The 13,971-nt window shown below is 69.7% G+C and carries 17 protein-coding genes; all 17 read left to right on the forward strand.

What is annotated here, in order from left to right:
* The first annotated feature begins 174 nt into the window (after positions 1 to 174).
* The 17 genes from CK951_RS06015 (at position 175) to CK951_RS06095 (ending at position 13,969) form a co-directional block, all read left to right on the forward strand.
* Positions 175 to 492, forward strand: coding sequence for a hypothetical protein (locus CK951_RS06015; RefSeq protein WP_096785293.1), 318 nt, complete (start codon positions 175 to 177; stop codon positions 490 to 492).
* Positions 485 to 1,783, forward strand: a complete 1,299-nt coding sequence (locus tag CK951_RS06020; protein WP_096785294.1) for a DNA-packaging protein — start codon at positions 485 to 487, stop codon at positions 1,781 to 1,783. Before CK951_RS06015 ends, CK951_RS06020 begins: the two co-directional genes overlap by 8 nt.
* Before the next feature lie 88 nt (positions 1,784 to 1,871).
* Entirely contained in the window at positions 1,872 to 3,038 is a 1,167-nt protein-coding gene (locus tag CK951_RS06025) for a phage portal protein (protein ID WP_096787177.1), read from the forward strand.
* A 1-nt stretch (position 3,039) separates the two neighbouring features.
* Entirely contained in the window at positions 3,040 to 3,273 is a 234-nt protein-coding gene (locus tag CK951_RS06030) for a hypothetical protein (RefSeq protein WP_096785295.1), read from the forward strand.
* Between the two features lie 4 nt (positions 3,274 to 3,277).
* Positions 3,278 to 3,841 (forward strand): HK97 family phage prohead protease, encoded by a 564-nt coding sequence (locus CK951_RS06035; RefSeq protein ID WP_096785296.1) that lies wholly within the window; start codon positions 3,278 to 3,280, stop codon positions 3,839 to 3,841.
* Between the two features lie 33 nt (positions 3,842 to 3,874).
* Complete coding sequence (locus CK951_RS06040) at positions 3,875 to 5,071, forward strand: phage major capsid protein (protein ID WP_096785297.1); 1,197 nt, start codon at positions 3,875 to 3,877, stop codon at positions 5,069 to 5,071.
* A 94-nt stretch (positions 5,072 to 5,165) separates the two neighbouring features.
* A complete protein-coding gene (locus CK951_RS06045; RefSeq protein ID WP_096785298.1) occupies positions 5,166 to 5,765 on the forward strand; it encodes a hypothetical protein in 600 nt (199 codons plus the stop codon).
* On the forward strand, positions 5,765 to 6,100 hold the full coding sequence (locus tag CK951_RS06050) for a head-tail adaptor protein (protein WP_096785299.1): 336 nt from the start codon (positions 5,765 to 5,767) through the stop codon (positions 6,098 to 6,100). Before CK951_RS06045 ends, CK951_RS06050 begins: the two co-directional genes overlap by 1 nt.
* Complete coding sequence (locus tag CK951_RS06055; protein ID WP_096785300.1) at positions 6,097 to 6,495, forward strand: DUF3168 domain-containing protein; 399 nt, start codon at positions 6,097 to 6,099, stop codon at positions 6,493 to 6,495. Before CK951_RS06050 ends, CK951_RS06055 begins: the two co-directional genes overlap by 4 nt.
* Before the next feature lie 35 nt (positions 6,496 to 6,530).
* Positions 6,531 to 6,944 (forward strand): phage major tail protein, TP901-1 family, encoded by a 414-nt coding sequence (locus CK951_RS06060; RefSeq protein ID WP_096785301.1) that lies wholly within the window; start codon positions 6,531 to 6,533, stop codon positions 6,942 to 6,944.
* Complete coding sequence (locus CK951_RS06065) at positions 6,944 to 7,261, forward strand: gene transfer agent family protein (RefSeq protein WP_096785302.1); 318 nt, start codon at positions 6,944 to 6,946, stop codon at positions 7,259 to 7,261. The genes CK951_RS06060 and CK951_RS06065 overlap by 1 nt, the downstream gene beginning before the upstream one ends.
* Position 7,262: 1 nt before the next feature.
* Positions 7,263 to 7,463 carry a rcc01693 family protein gene (locus tag CK951_RS06070; RefSeq protein WP_096785303.1) on the forward strand — a complete coding sequence of 67 codons (201 nt, stop codon included), beginning with the start codon at positions 7,263 to 7,265 and terminating at the stop codon, positions 7,461 to 7,463.
* Positions 7,456 to 8,106 carry a phage tail tape measure protein gene (locus tag CK951_RS06075; protein WP_096785304.1) on the forward strand — a complete coding sequence of 217 codons (651 nt, stop codon included), beginning with the start codon at positions 7,456 to 7,458 and terminating at the stop codon, positions 8,104 to 8,106. Before CK951_RS06070 ends, CK951_RS06075 begins: the two co-directional genes overlap by 8 nt.
* A gap of 10 nt (positions 8,107 to 8,116) precedes the next feature.
* The gene (locus tag CK951_RS06080) at positions 8,117 to 8,749 is read left to right on the forward strand and encodes a DUF2460 domain-containing protein (protein ID WP_096785305.1); all 633 of its coding nucleotides are present in this window, start codon (positions 8,117 to 8,119) and stop codon (positions 8,747 to 8,749) included.
* Positions 8,749 to 9,633: a DUF2163 domain-containing protein gene (locus CK951_RS06085; protein WP_096785306.1), complete on the forward strand. Its 885-nt coding sequence runs from the start codon at positions 8,749 to 8,751 to the stop codon at positions 9,631 to 9,633. Before CK951_RS06080 ends, CK951_RS06085 begins: the two co-directional genes overlap by 1 nt.
* On the forward strand, positions 9,630 to 10,070 hold the full coding sequence (locus CK951_RS06090) for an NlpC/P60 family protein (RefSeq protein WP_096785307.1): 441 nt from the start codon (positions 9,630 to 9,632) through the stop codon (positions 10,068 to 10,070). The genes CK951_RS06085 and CK951_RS06090 overlap by 4 nt, the downstream gene beginning before the upstream one ends.
* Positions 10,070 to 13,969, forward strand: coding sequence for a glycoside hydrolase TIM-barrel-like domain-containing protein (locus tag CK951_RS06095; protein ID WP_096785308.1), 3,900 nt, complete (start codon positions 10,070 to 10,072; stop codon positions 13,967 to 13,969). Before CK951_RS06090 ends, CK951_RS06095 begins: the two co-directional genes overlap by 1 nt.
* The last annotated feature ends 2 nt before the right edge of the window (positions 13,970 to 13,971 follow it).

Here is a 13,971-nt window from a genome sequence, read left to right on the forward strand (position 1 = left end):
GGTTAAGCGTGAGTCCGCCAAGCGACTGATGTTGCTGGGTTTTCCGCTTGACTTTGCGGACGGTCCGATGTAGGACTTGTGACAAGCTGGAAGAGGTGGGCAAGCGGCACGGGGCAACCCGGGGCCGCTTTTTCATTCTCCGGCCGGGCCGGGGAAAGGCGGAAGCAGCAGCGCATGTCGATGGTCAACAAACCCCCGCCAGTGGATCTGCTGGCGGAGACGGAGGAGCTTTACCGCGAGGCGGCCGAGGACCTTGTCCGCGCGCGCAGGAAGCTGTCGGAGGGCCGGACGGAAGAGGTCAAGGCGGCCGTGCAGGCGGTCAAGGACCTCAAGGCCGCGCTTCAACTCGTGATGGATGAGAGGGCGAGGATTGAAAAGCTACGCAGAACCGCGGGTGGAATCGTCCACGACTACGCGCTCGACTTCGATGCAGCCCGCGTTGAGATCGGGCGCCGCCTGGCTCGCCTCCGCAGCGCCGGAAGCGGTGGATGAGTTCCTGGAGGGCTTGAGCGGACCGGCGCTGCTTGCCCTGCCGTGGCTGTTCGAATTCTGGGCGCTGCCGCACCAGTTGGCGCCCGAAGGGGCGTGGAAGACCTGGGTGGTGATGGGCGGCCGCGGCGCGGGCAAGACACGGGCCGGTGCCGAATGGGTGCGGTCGGAGGTTGAGGGTTCGCGCCCCGGCGATCCGGGGCGGTCGCGCCATGTGGCGCTGGTGGCCGAGACCATCGACCAGGCGCGCGAGGTGATGGTCTTCGGCGAGAGCGGGATCCTGGCCTGTTCGCCGCCGGACCGCCGGCCGGAATGGGAGGCGGGGCGACGGCGCCTCGTCTGGCCGAACGGGGCGGTGGCACAGGTGTTCTCGGCGCATGATCCCGAGAGTCTTCGCGGGCCGCAGTTCGATGCCGCCTGGGCCGACGAGCTGGCGAAGTGGAGCCATGCCGAGGAGGCCTGGGACATGCTGCAGTTCTCGCTCCGGTCGGGCGAGCAGCCGCGGCAGGTGGTGACGACGACGCCGCGCAACGTGCCGGTGCTGCGGCACATCCTGGACAACCCCTCGACCGTGGTGACCCACGCGCCGACCGAGGCGAACCGGGCCTATCTTGCCAGGTCCTTCCTTGAGGAAGTGCACGCGCGTTACGACGGCACGCGTCTGGGCCGGCAGGAGCTGGAAGGGCTGCTGCTGGAGGATGCCGAGGGGGCGATGTGGACCACGGCGGCCCTGGAAGCAATCCGGACCGAGGAGCCGGGGCGACTGACCCGGATCGTGGTCGCGGTCGATCCGCCGGTTACCGGGCACGACGGATCCGACGAATGCGGCATCGTGGTGGTGGGCGCCCTGACCGAGGGGCCGCCGCAGGACTGGCAGGCGGTGGTGCTGGAGGATGCCTCGGTCACGGCGGCCTCGCCCGACCGCTGGGCCCGGGTGGCGCTGGAGACCATGCGCCGGCACGGGGCGGACCGGCTGGTGGCAGAGGTGAACCAGGGCGGCGATCTGGTCGAGACTCTGATCCGGCAGATCGATCCGCTGGTGCCCTATCGCGGGGTCCATGCCTCGCGCGGGAAGGCCGCCCGGGCCGAGCCGGTGGCGGCGCTTTACGAGCAGGGACGGGTGCGTCACCTGAGGGGACTCGGCGAGCTCGAGGACCAGATGTGCCGGATGACGCTGCGCGGCTACGATGGCCGGGGTTCGCCCGACCGGCTGGATGCGCTGGTCTGGGCGCTGACGGATCTGATGATCGAGCCGGCACGGGCCTGGGTGAACCCCAGGCTGCGCATGCTCTGACTTCCGCCTGCTTCGGGTGGACGAGACCTCGGCCCGCCGGGCCGCGGCGCGGAGGCGGCATGCCCGCGCGACAGAGGAGTTCTTCGAGATGCTGTTCGACTTCCTGAGGAAACCGGCCAGGGTGCCCGAGCGGAAAGCCTCCGCCACCGGGCCGTTGGTTGGCTGGAACACCGGCCGGGTGGCCTGGAGTCCGCGGGACACCACCTCGCTGACACGCAACGGCTTTCTCGGCAATCCGATCGCCTTCCGTTCGGTTAGGCTGATTGCGGAGGCCGCGGCGGCATTGCCGCTGGTGCTGCAGGATGCGGGGCGGCGCTACGAGAGCCATCCGCTGCTGGACCTGATCGCCCGGCCGAACCCCTTGCAGGGGCGGGCCGAACTGCTCGAGGCGGTCTATGCCCAGCTGCTGCTGACCGGGAATGCCTATCTAGAAGCGGTCGCCGGTCTCGACCGGCTGCCGGGCGAGTTGCATCTTCTGCGCTCGGACCGGATGGCGATCCTGCCGGGGCCGGATGGCTGGCCCGTGGCCTATGAATACACCGTCGGCGCGCGGAAGGTCCGGTTCGACATGACGGCCGGATCGCCGATCTGCCATATCCGGAGCTTTCATCCGCAGGACGATCACTATGGCTTTTCGCCGCTTCAGGCGGCCGCGGTGGCACTTGACGTGCATGTGGCGGCCTCGGCCTGGTCGAAAGCGCTGCTCGACAATGCCGCCCGGCCTTCGGGCGCCATCGTCTATCGCGGCGCGGACGGGCAGTCCTCGTTGACGGCCGAGCAATATGACCGGCTGGTGGGCGAGATCGAGGCGAACCATCAGGGCGCGCGCAACGCAGGGCGGCCGATGCTGCTGGAAGGGGGGCTCGACTGGAAGCCGATGGGCTTCTCGCCCTCCGACATGGAGTTCCAGCAGACCAAGGAGGCAGCCGCGCGCGAGATCGCCATCGCCTTCGGCGTGCCGCCGATGCTGCTCGGCATCCCGGGCGAGGCGACCTATGCCAACTATCAGGAAGCCAACCGCGCCTTCTACCGGCTGACGGTGCTGCCGCTGGCCGCGAAGGTCACGGCGGCGATCTCGCACTGGCTGGCGGGCTTTACCGGCGACGGGGTGGAGTTGCGCCCCGATCTCGACCAGGTGCCGGCGCTGGCGCTTGAGCGTGACCAGCAATGGGCGCGGGTCGCGGCTGCGGACTTCCTGACCGACGCGGAAAAGCGCGCGCTTCTCGGCCTGCCGCGGATCGCGGAGGACGGCTGAGATGGACCAGGGCGGTTCCCGCTTCCTCTACCAGAGCTTCGACGCGGCCCATGCCCGGATCGACGCGAACGAGCGCGTTGCGGGCGAGCGGTGGACCGCGCTCGATTTCCGGCTGGGCCGGATCGAGAACGGGCTGGAGCGGGTCGAGCAGCGCATGTGGCTGTGGCTCTACGGCGTTGCCGCCTTCCTGCTGATGCAGGGGGCGGAGGCGGTGGTGCGGGCCCTTTTGGAGTGAGCGGATGAGGATGAGAGACGAATTCGGCGCGCCCGAGCGCAAGTTCCACCGGCCTGAAACCGGCCTCGTGCTGTCGGAGGGATCGGTGATCGAGGGCTATGCCTCGATCTTCGGCAAGCCCGACAATGGCGGCGACGTCGTGGCGCGGGGTGCCTATGCGGCCTCGCTCGAGGCGATGCGGGCGCAGGGGCGGCGGGTCAAGATGCTGTGGCAGCACGATCCGGCCGAGGTGATCGGCGTCTGGGACGACGTGCACGAGGACGAGACCGGCCTTTGGGTGAAGGGCCGGATCCTGACCGAGATCGGCCGGGGACGCGAGGCCGCCGCGCTGATCGCGGCCGGCGCGATCGACGGCCTGTCCATCGGCTATCGCACAATTCGCGCGGAGCGTGACGCCAAGGGGCATCGCGTTCTGAGCGAGATCGAGTTGTGGGAGGTGTCGCTTGTCACCTTCCCGATGCTGCCCGAGGCGCGGGTCGCCTCGAAAGGCGAGGACCACGACGACCTGGACTGGCGCTCGGTTGCCGAGATCTTCGAGGACGCGCGCCAGAGCCTCGCCCGGACCTGACCGGGACCACCTTCAACCCAGAGGAAGACGAGGATGACCGAGACGAGGGCTCGGGCCGGGACAGGCATGTCCGGGGCCCCCGACCCTGCCGGGGAGGCGAAAGCCGCCATGGCCGGGTTTCTGAAGGAGATCAAGCTCTTTCAGGATGAAGTGAAGACCGTGTTGCAACAACAGGAAGAGCGTTTGACCATGCTGGACCGCAAAACCATGATCTACGGGCGCCCGGCGCTTTCGGCGGTGGCCGAGCTTGAGGCCCCGCACCGCAAGGCGTTTGCCGCCTATCTGCGCTCGGGCGATGACGACGGGCTGCGGGGGCTGGTGCTCGAGGGCAAGGCGATGAGCACCGCCGTCGCCTCGGATGGCGGCTATCTGGTGGATTCCCAGACCTCGGACGCGATCCGCTCGATGCTGCTCTCGACCGCGTCGATCCGGCAGGTCGCGAGCCTTGTCAACGTGGAGGCCACGAGCTTCGACGTGCTGATCGACCGCACCGAGGTGGGATCCGGCTGGGCGACCGAGGCGAGCACGCTGACCGAGACGGCCTCGCCCACCATCGAGCGCATCTCGATCAAGCTGCACGAGCTGTCGGCGATGCCGAAGGCGAGCCAGCGGCTGCTGGACGACTCGGCCTTCGACGTCGAGGGCTGGCTGGCCGGCAAGATCGCCACCCGCTTCATCCGGGCGGAGAGCGCGGCCTTCGTCAGTGGCGATGGGATCGACAAGCCGCGCGGGTTCCTGACGCCCGCGAAGGTGGCGAACGCCTCCTGGACCTGGGGCAGCATCGGCTATGTCCCGACCGGCGCGGCGAGCGATTTTGCCGCCACCAATCCGGCGGACTGCATCATCAGCCTGATCTACTCGCTGGGGGCCGACTACCGGGCGAACGCGACCTTCGTGATGAACTCGAAGACGGCGGGCGCGGTGCGGAAGATGAAGGACTCGGACGGCCGGTTCCTGTGGTCGGACGGTCTGGCGGCGGCCGAGCCCGCACGCCTGATGGGTTATCCGGTCCTGCTCTGCGAGGACATGCCGGACATCGCGGCCAACGCCTATGCGATCGCCTTCGGCGACTTCACGGCCGGCTACACCATCGCCGAGCGTCCCGAGGTTCGCGTGCTGCGCGACCCGTTCTCGGCCAAGCCGCACGTGCTGTTCTACGCGACCAAGCGCGTGGGCGGCGACGTGACCGACTATGCGGCGATCAAGCTGCTGAAGATCGCGGCGTCCTGACCGGCCCCGTGAGAAGCCGCCCCGGCACAGGGGCGGCGGACGCGCGCCAAACTCCCGGCGCGCGTCTTGCTGCGGCGTTTTCGGAGTTATTCCCATGATGTTGATCGAGCAGACCGCGGTTCCGGCGGAGGCTCTGCCTGTTGCGGCCTTGAAGCAGCATCTGCGGCTCGGCAGCGGATTTGCCGACGACGGGCTGCAGGACGGGCTGCTGGCCACCTTCCTTCGCGCCGCGATGACGACGATCGAGGGCCGCACGGGCAAGGTGCTTCTGGCACGGCGTTTCCTGCTGGTGCTTGATGATTGGCGGACCGAGGAGGGGCAGGCGCTGCCGGTCGCACCGGTTGGAAGCGTGCTGTCGGTCACGCTCTATGATGGCGCCGAGCGCGCCACGGTCGTGCCGACCGCTGCCTGGCGGCTGGTTCGCGACCATCATCGTCCGCGGCTGCTGCCGCGCGGCACCACCCTGCCGTCGGTTCCCGATGACGGGCGGATCGAGATCGTCTTCGAGGCGGGTTTTGGTGCCGCCTGGGCCGACATTCCCGCGGATCTTGCGCAGGCGGTGATGCTGCTGGCCTCGGACTATTACGAGAACCGCTACGAGCCGGGGCTGTCGGGGGCGGGTCTGCCCTGGCCGGTCGTGGGGCTGATCGAGCGCTGGCGCACGGTGCGTGTGCTGGGCGGGGGGGCGGCCTGATGCGCGAGATGCTGAACCGCCGGCTGGTGCTCGAGGCGCCGCTGGCGGAGGACGATGGCTTCGGCGGCGCGGACAGGGTCTGGACCGCGCTGGGGACGCTGTGGGCGAAGATCGAGCCCGGCACCGGCCGCGAGGCGGCGGGCGAGGAGTTTCCGCTTGGACAGGTGCCGCTGCGGATCACGGTCCGGGCGGCGCCGATGGGGGCCATGTCGCGGCCCGAGCCGGGCCAGCGGCTGCGCGAGGGCACGCGCTGCTATGCGATCCTTGCCGTGACGGAGAAGGACCAGGCGGGGCGCTACCTCACCTGCTTCGCGCGAGAGGAGGCACCGGCATGAGCTATGGCGCGGCGGCCGCCCTGCAGGCGGCGGTGTTCCAGAAGCTGAGGGCGTCGCCCGCGCTCGCGGAGGTTCCGGTCCATGACGCGGTTCCGCACGGCGGGGGACGGGGCACCTGGGTGCTGATCGGCCCCGAGGAGGTGCGGGACGCCTCCGACGCATCGGGCGACGGGGCGGAGCATCGCTTCACCGTCAGCGTGATCTCCGACGCGGCGGGCTTTCTCGCGGCGAAGCGCGTGGCCGTGGCGGTGTCGGATGCGCTGGTGGATGCCCCGCTGACGCTGGGCCGCGGACGGCTGGTGAGCCTGGGGTTCCTCAGGGCCGTGGCGCGGCGCCTTGCATCGGGCGGGGCCCGGCGGATCGACCTCACCTTCCGGGCACGCATCGAGGACTGAAAGCGGCTGCGGCCGGCACAAGATGGAGAGAACGGATGGCTGTGCAGAACGGCAAGGACCTGCTGATCAAGGTGGACCTGAACGGCAGCGGGCAGTTCGAGACGATGGCGGGACTTCGGGCGACGCGGATCAGCTTCAACGCCGAAACGGTCGACGTGACCTCGCTGGAAAGCCAGGGAGGCTGGCGCGAGCTTCTGGCCGGGGCGGGGGTCAAGTCGGCGTCGATCTCGGGCTCGGGCGTGTTCCGCGATGCGACCACCGACGAGCGGGCGCGCGCGGTGTTCTTCGCGGGCGAGGCGCCGAGGTTTCAGGTCGTGATCCCGAGTTTCGGCATCGTTGAGGGACCGTTCCTGATCTCGGCGATCGAGTATTCCGGAAGCTACAACGGGGAAGCGACCTACGAGATGACGCTCGCCTCGGCGGGCAAGCTGATCTTCACGGCGCTCTGATGGCGAACCCCTGGGCAGGAGAGGTGGCCATCTGGCTAGATGGCCGGCGCCACGTGGGAAAGCTGACGCTGGGCGCGCTGGCGGAGCTGGAGGCGACGCTTGGCGAGGGAAGCCTGATCGGGATGGCCGAGCGCTTCGAAAGCCGGCGGTTCTCGGCGCGCGATGTGCTGGCGATCCTCGTGGCGGGCCTGCGCGGCGGCGGTTGGCAGGGCACGGCAGAGGACCTGCGCACGGTCGAGGTGGGCGGCGGCCCGATGGGCGCGGCGCGCGCGGCGGCAGAACTGCTCGCCCGGGCCTTCGCCCTGCCGGAGGAGTGACATGGCAGGCTTCGACTGGCCCGCCCTGATGCGGGCGGGTCTGACCGGGCTCGGGCTGTCGCCAGACGAGTTCTGGCGCCTCACGCCGGTGGAACTGAGGATCATGCTGGGGGACGGCGCGGCGCCGCCCCTGACGCGGGCGCGTCTGGACGAGTTGGTGCGCGCCTATCCGGATCATGGGAAAGGGCAGGACCATGGCTGACATCGAGGCTCTGGAGGAGCAGGTGGCCGCGCTGGAGACCACGCTGGGCAGCGCGGCCGGAGTGGCCGCGGCCTTCGAGGGCGAACTGGCACGGATGCGCGACTCGATGGTTTTCACGAGCCGCGAGGTGGACCGGCTGTCGAGCGGCGTGGGCACCGGGCTCCGGCGGGCCTTCGATGGCGTGATGTTCGACGGCATGAAGCTGTCGGACGCGCTGGAGGGGCTGGCGGGGTCGATCTCGCGCACCGTCTATTCGGTGGCGATGAAGCCGGTCCAGGATGCGGTGTCCGGGTTCATCGCGGATGGGTTGGGTTCCGTGCTCGGCGGGCTCATGCCGTTTGCCCGCGGGGCGGCCTTCTCGCAGGGCCGCGTCATGCCCTTTGCCAAGGGGGGCGTGGTGGCGGGGGCGACCTCGTTTCCCATGCGCGGCGCCACCGGACTGATGGGTGAAGCGGGTCCGGAGGCGATCCTGCCGCTGGCGCGCGGTGCCGACGGGCGGCTGGGTGTGCAGGCGGGCGGCGGCCGGTCGGTCAATGTCGTGATGAACGTCTCCTCGCCCGATGTGCGGGGTTTCGAACGCAGCCGCGGCCAGATCGCCGCGCAGGTCAGCCGCGCACTCTCGCGCGGGCAGCGCAACGGCTGAGGAGCGCATCATGGGCTTTCACGAGGTCCGGTTTCCGACCAACCTCAGCTTCGGGTCGGTCGGCGGTCCCGAGCGGCGGACGGAGATCGTCACGTTGGTCAACGGATTCGAGGAGCGCAACAGTCTGTGGGCGCATTCGCGCCGGCGCTATGACGCGGGGGTGGCGCTGCGGTCACTGGACGACGTCGAGGCGCTGCTGGCGTTCTTCGAGGCGCGACGGGGCCAGCTGTTCGGCTTTCGCTGGAAGGACTGGGCCGACTTCCGGTCCTGCGCCCCGGCGGGTCTTCCGGGCGCCCGGGATCAGATCATTGGCACGGGGGACGGCACCACGCGGGTCTTCGCCCTGTCGAAGACCTATCGCTCGGGCGGTCAAAGCTATGTGAGGCCGGTGGTCAAGCCGGTTGCTGGAACGGTGAAAGTGGCCCTCGCGGGTGTGGCGCAGCAGGAAGCGGTGCAGTTTTCCGTCGATACGACCACGGGCCTCGTGACATTTGCCACGGCGCCGGCGGCTGGGGTCGAGATCTCGGCCGGCTTCGAATTCGACGTGCCGGTGCGCTTCGACACCGACAGCATTCAGATCTCCATGGCCTCGTTCCACTCCGGCGAGGTGCCGAGCGTTCCGGTGATGGAGGTGCGGGTCTGATGGGCGCGAGCGAGCTTCATGCGCATCTGCAGAGCGGCGCGACGACCGTCTGCCGCTGCTGGGCCGTGACGCGGCGGGACGGGCGCGTCTTCGGCTTCACCGACCACGACCGCGACCTGGTCTTCGGGGGGATCACCTTCCGGGCCGAGACGGGCCTGACATCCTCGGCGCTGCAGCAGACGACGGGCCTTGCCGTCGACAATGCCGAGACGGTGGGCGCGCTCTCGCATGCCTCGGTGACCGAGGAGGATCTGCTGGCCGGTCGCTTCGACGGGGCGGAGGTCAGGGCCTGGCTGGTGAACTGGGCGCATGTGGAGGACAGGTTGCTGCAGTTCCGCGGCACGCTGGGAGAGACGACCCATGCGGGTGGCCGCTTCCGGGCCGAGCTGCGCGGCCTGACCGAGGCGCTGAACCAGCCGCAGGGCCGCGTCTACCAGCGGGACTGCCAGGCCGTTCTGGGCGACGGGAAGTGCCGGTTCGACCTGATGCAGGGCGGATACTCGGCGGAGGCCGCGGTGGGTGCGGCGGAGGAGCGGCAGAGGTTCCGCTTCAGCGGACTCGGCGCCTTCGCGGATCGCTGGTTCGAGCAGGGCCGGCTGGTTGTCCTGTCCGGGGCGGCCGTGGGCGTCGTCGGCGTGGTGAAGAACGACCGGCTGGCCGGGGGCGTGCGGACGGTGGAGTTGTGGGAGGCCATGGGACCCGCGATCCTGCCCGGGGATCTCGTCCGTCTGGAGGCCGGTTGTGACCGAAGGGCGGAGACATGCCGGGCAAAGTTCAGGAACCTCATGAACTTCCGCGGCTTCCCTCATCTGCCGGGCGAAGACTGGCTGAGCGCCTATCCCGCGTCGGCGAAGGTCAATGACGGCGGGAGCCTATGGGAATGAGCGGCGCTGCCATCGTGGCCGAGGCCCGCCGCTGGATCGGCACGCCCTATGTGCATCAGGCGTCGGCCTGCGGCGCCGGAACGGATTGCCTCGGGCTTCTGCGGGGCATCTGGCGCGCGGTGCTGGGGGCGGAGCCGGCCCCTGTTCCCGCCTATACGCCCGACTGGTCGGAGCCCTCCGGAGACGAGGTCCTGATGGCTGCCTGCGACCGCTGGCTGGTCCGCCTGCCGGCGGGAGACGGCGCCGAGGGCACCGTGCTGCTGTTCCGGATGCGACCGGGGTCGGTGGCCAAGCATCTGGGCATCCTCGTCCGCGCCGGCGGGGACGCTTCTTTCATCCATGCCTACTCTGGCCACGGCGTCGTCGAAAGCCCGCTCTCGGAACCCTGGGCGCGGCGGATCGCGGCGCGCTTCGCTTTTCCGGAAAGGACCGTCTGATGGCGACACTCTTGTTGGCGGCGGCCGGCTCGGCGATCGGTGCGGGCTTTGGCGGAACCGTCCTCGGGCTGACCGGCGCGGTCATCGGCCGCGCGATCGGCGCAACGGTCGGCCAGATGATCGACCAGCGCTTGTTGGGCACCGGGTCGCAGACCGTGCGCACCGGCCGGATCGAGCGCTTCCGCCTGATGGGCGCGGGCGAGGGTGCGGCAGTGGCGCAGGTCTTCGGCCGAAACCGCGTGGCCGGGCAGGTGATCTGGGCCTCGCGGTTCCTGGAAAGCCAGTCGGAAAGCTCCAGCGGCGGCAAGGGCGGCGGGCCGAAGAGCACCGTCATCAGCTATTCCTATTCGGTCAGCCTCGCCGTCGCGCTCTGCGAGGGCGAGATCCTGCGCGTGGGACGGATCTGGGCAGACGGGGCCGAGATCTCGCCCGCCTCTTTGAATTTCCGGGTCTATCGGGGCACCAAGGACCAGCTTGCCGATCCGAAGATCGAGGCGGTGGAGGGTGCGGGGCGGGCGCCCGCCTATCGCGGGATCGCCTATGTGGTGATCGAGGATCTGGAACTCGAGCCCTATGGCAACCGCGTGCCGCAATTCTCCTTCGAGGTGATGCGCGCGGCCCAGGGCGCGCTGGCCGGGCGGATCACCAACCTTCAGCGTGCGGTCAGGGGCGTGGCGATGATCCCGGGTTCGGGCGAGTACTCGCTGGCGTCGAGCCGTGTCAGCTACAGCTACGGGCCGGGCGAAGGCTCGCTGGCCAATGTGCATTCGCCTTCCGGTGAAAGCGACCTGCTGACGTCGCTCGATCAGTTGACGGGGGAGCTTCCGGCCTGTCGGTCGGTTTCGCTGGTGGTGTCGTGGTTCGGCAGCGACTTGCGATGCGGTGCCTGCGAGATCCGGCCGAAGGTGGAGCAGGGCGAGTTCGACGGCGCGAATATGCCTTGGCGGGTCTCGGGCCTTGCGCGCGAGGATGCCGGGGTGATCGGCCGCATCGACGATCGGCCGGTCTATGGCGGAACACCTGCCGACGCCTCGGTGGTCGAGGCGATCGCGGCGCTGCACGCGGCGGGGCAGTCGGTGCTCTACTATCCCTTCATCCTGATGGAGCAGCTTCCGGGGAATGGCCTCACCGATCCCTGGACGGGGGCGCAGGACCAGCCGGTGCTGCCATGGCGCGGCCGGATCACGCTGTCGTCGGCGCCAGGATGTCCCGGCAGCCCCGACGGCACCACGGCCGCGGGGGATCAGGTCGCAGCCTTCTTCGGAACTGCGGAGCCCGGCCATTTCCGCCTCGAGGATGGAAAGGTGGTCTATGACGGCGCGCAGGACTGGCGATATCGCCGGTTCATCCTGCACGCCGCGTGGCTTTGCCGGCTTGCCGGCGGGGTGGAGGCCTTCTGCATCGGTTCGGAGATGCGCGGCCTGACGCAGATCCGCAATGCCGCCGGCGGGTTTCCCGCGGTCGCGGCGCTGCGCCGGCTTGCGGCGGATGTGCGGGGCATCCTCGGGCCCGGCGTGAAGATCGGCTATGCGGCCGACTGGTCGGAGTGGTTCGGCCACCACACCGGGGGCGATGTCTATTTCCACCTCGATCCGCTCTGGGCGGACGAGAACATCGATTTCATCGGGATCGACAACTACATGCCGCTGTCGGACTGGCGCGACGGCGAGGAACATGCCGATGCCGCCTGGGGCGCGCCGAACAATCTGGACTACCTCAAGGCCAACATCGCGGGCGGCGAAGGGTTCGACTGGTACTACGGCAGCGAGGCGGGTGCCGAGGCACAGCAGCGGCTGCCAATCACCGATGGCGCGCATGGCGAGCCATGGGTGTTCCGCTGCAAGGACCTGAAGAGCTGGTGGTCCCAGCCGCATCACGAGCGGATCGGCGGGGTGAGGCAGGCGCAGCCGACAGCCTGGGTGCCGAGGTCCAAGCCGATCTGGTTCACGGAATATGGCTGTCCGGCGCTCGACAACGGTACGAACCAGCCGAACCTGTTCCTCGACCCCAAGAGCTCGGAGTCCTCGCTGCCGCGCGGGTCGTCGGGTCGCAGGGACGATGCGATTGCCATGGACTACCTGCGGGCGATGGCGGAGTTCTGGGACGACGCTGCGAACAACCCGGTCTCGCCCCTCTACGGCGGCACCATGGTCGACATGTCCCGTGCCCATGTCTGGGCTTGGGACGCACGCCCCTTTCCGGCATTCCCGGCGCTCTCCGATGTCTGGAGTGACGGCGACAACTATGCGCATGGCCACTGGCTGAACGGTCGTGCTGCCTCGCAGCCGCTTGCGGCGGTGGTGGCGGAGATCTGCGAGCGGTCGGGCGTCAGGGCGATCGATGTCGCGGGCCTGCACGGCGTAGTGCGGGGTTATGGCCTTGCCGAGGTCGACTCGGCCCGTGCCGCGCTTCAGCCGCTGATGCTGGCCTACGGCTTCGAGGCGCTGGAGCGCGACGGGACGCTGGTGTTCCGCATGCGGGACGGGCGCGCCGCGGCCGAGCTTCACCGCGAGGGGCTGGTGCAGTCCGATGAGCTGGATGGCCCGGTCGAGGTGGTGCGGGCGGCCGAGGCCGAGACGGCGGGGCGGGTGCGCCTAGGCTATCTCGAGGCGGAAGGAGATTATGCCGCCCGTCAGGTCGAGGCGGCCTTCCCGGACGAGGCGACCTTCTCGGTGTCGCAATCCGAGGTGCCTCTGGTCCTGACGGGCGGCGAGGCGCGTGGCACGGTCGAGCGGTGGCTGGCGGAATCGCGCGTGGCGCGGGACACGGCGCGCTTTGCCCTGCCAAGATCGGCGCTGTCGCTGGGCACCGGCGATGTCGTCCTGCTCGAGGGGCGGCGCTATCGCATTGATCGGCTGGAGCAGGCCGAGGCGCAGCTTGCCGAGGCGGTGCGGGTCGAGCCGGGCGTATACCGGCCGAGTGATGTGACCGAGGAGCGCCCACCGGCCCGTCGGATCGCGATGCCGGCGCCGGTCTATCCGGTGTTTCTCGACCTGCCGCTGCTGAGCGGGAACGAGGTGCCGCATGCGCCCCATGTCGCGGTCGCCGCCTCGCCGTGGCCGGGGCGGGTTGCGGTCTGGAAGGCGAACGAGGATGCCGGCTACCGGTTGAACCGGCTGGTCTCGGCGGGGGCGACGCTGGGCGTGACGCAGACACCGCTGCCTGCGGCGCCGGCCGGGCGGTGGGACATGGGCGCGCCGCTGCGGGTGAAGCTGCAGGGTCCGCCGCTGTCGTCGGCTTCCGATGCCGCCGTGCTGAACGGGGCGAATGTCATGGCGATCGGCGACGGTTCCCCCGATGGCTGGGAGTTGCTCCAGTTCGCACGGGCCACGCTTGTCTCGCCCCGGCTGTGGGAGATTTCGCGGCGGCTGCGGGGGCAGGCGGGAACCGATGCGCTGATGCCCCTCGAATGGCCGGCGGGCAGCCTTGTCGTGCTGGTCAACGCAGCGCTCCCTCAGGTGGACATGCCGCTGGCCGACCGCGGCCTTGCCCGCCACTTCAGGATCGGCGTCGCGAGCCGCGGCTATGACGACGGCGATGTGATACACAGGGTCGAGGCCTTTTCGGCGGCGGGACTGCGGCCCTACGCGCCGGTCCATCTGCGGGCCGTCGTCGACGGCGGCGACCTTCGGATCAGCTGGATCCGTCGCACGCGGATCGACGGCGACAGCTGGGAAGGGCGGGAGGTGCCCCTGGGCGAGGCGGCCGAACTCTACTCGGTGCGCGTGGTGAGCGGGGGCGTCGTGGTGCGCCGGGTCGAGGTCTCGCAGCCCGCCTGGACCTACACCGCGACCGCGCGGGCGGCGGATGGCGTCGCGGGCGCCTATGCCATCGAGGTCGCGCAGGTCTCGGACAGCTACGGATCCGGTCCCTATCGCAGGCTGCTCGTGTCGGGTTGAAC

It is taken from the genome of Rhodobacter sp. CZR27 (genome assembly GCF_002407205.1).
Lineage (GTDB): Bacteria > Pseudomonadota > Alphaproteobacteria > Rhodobacterales > Rhodobacteraceae > Cereibacter_A.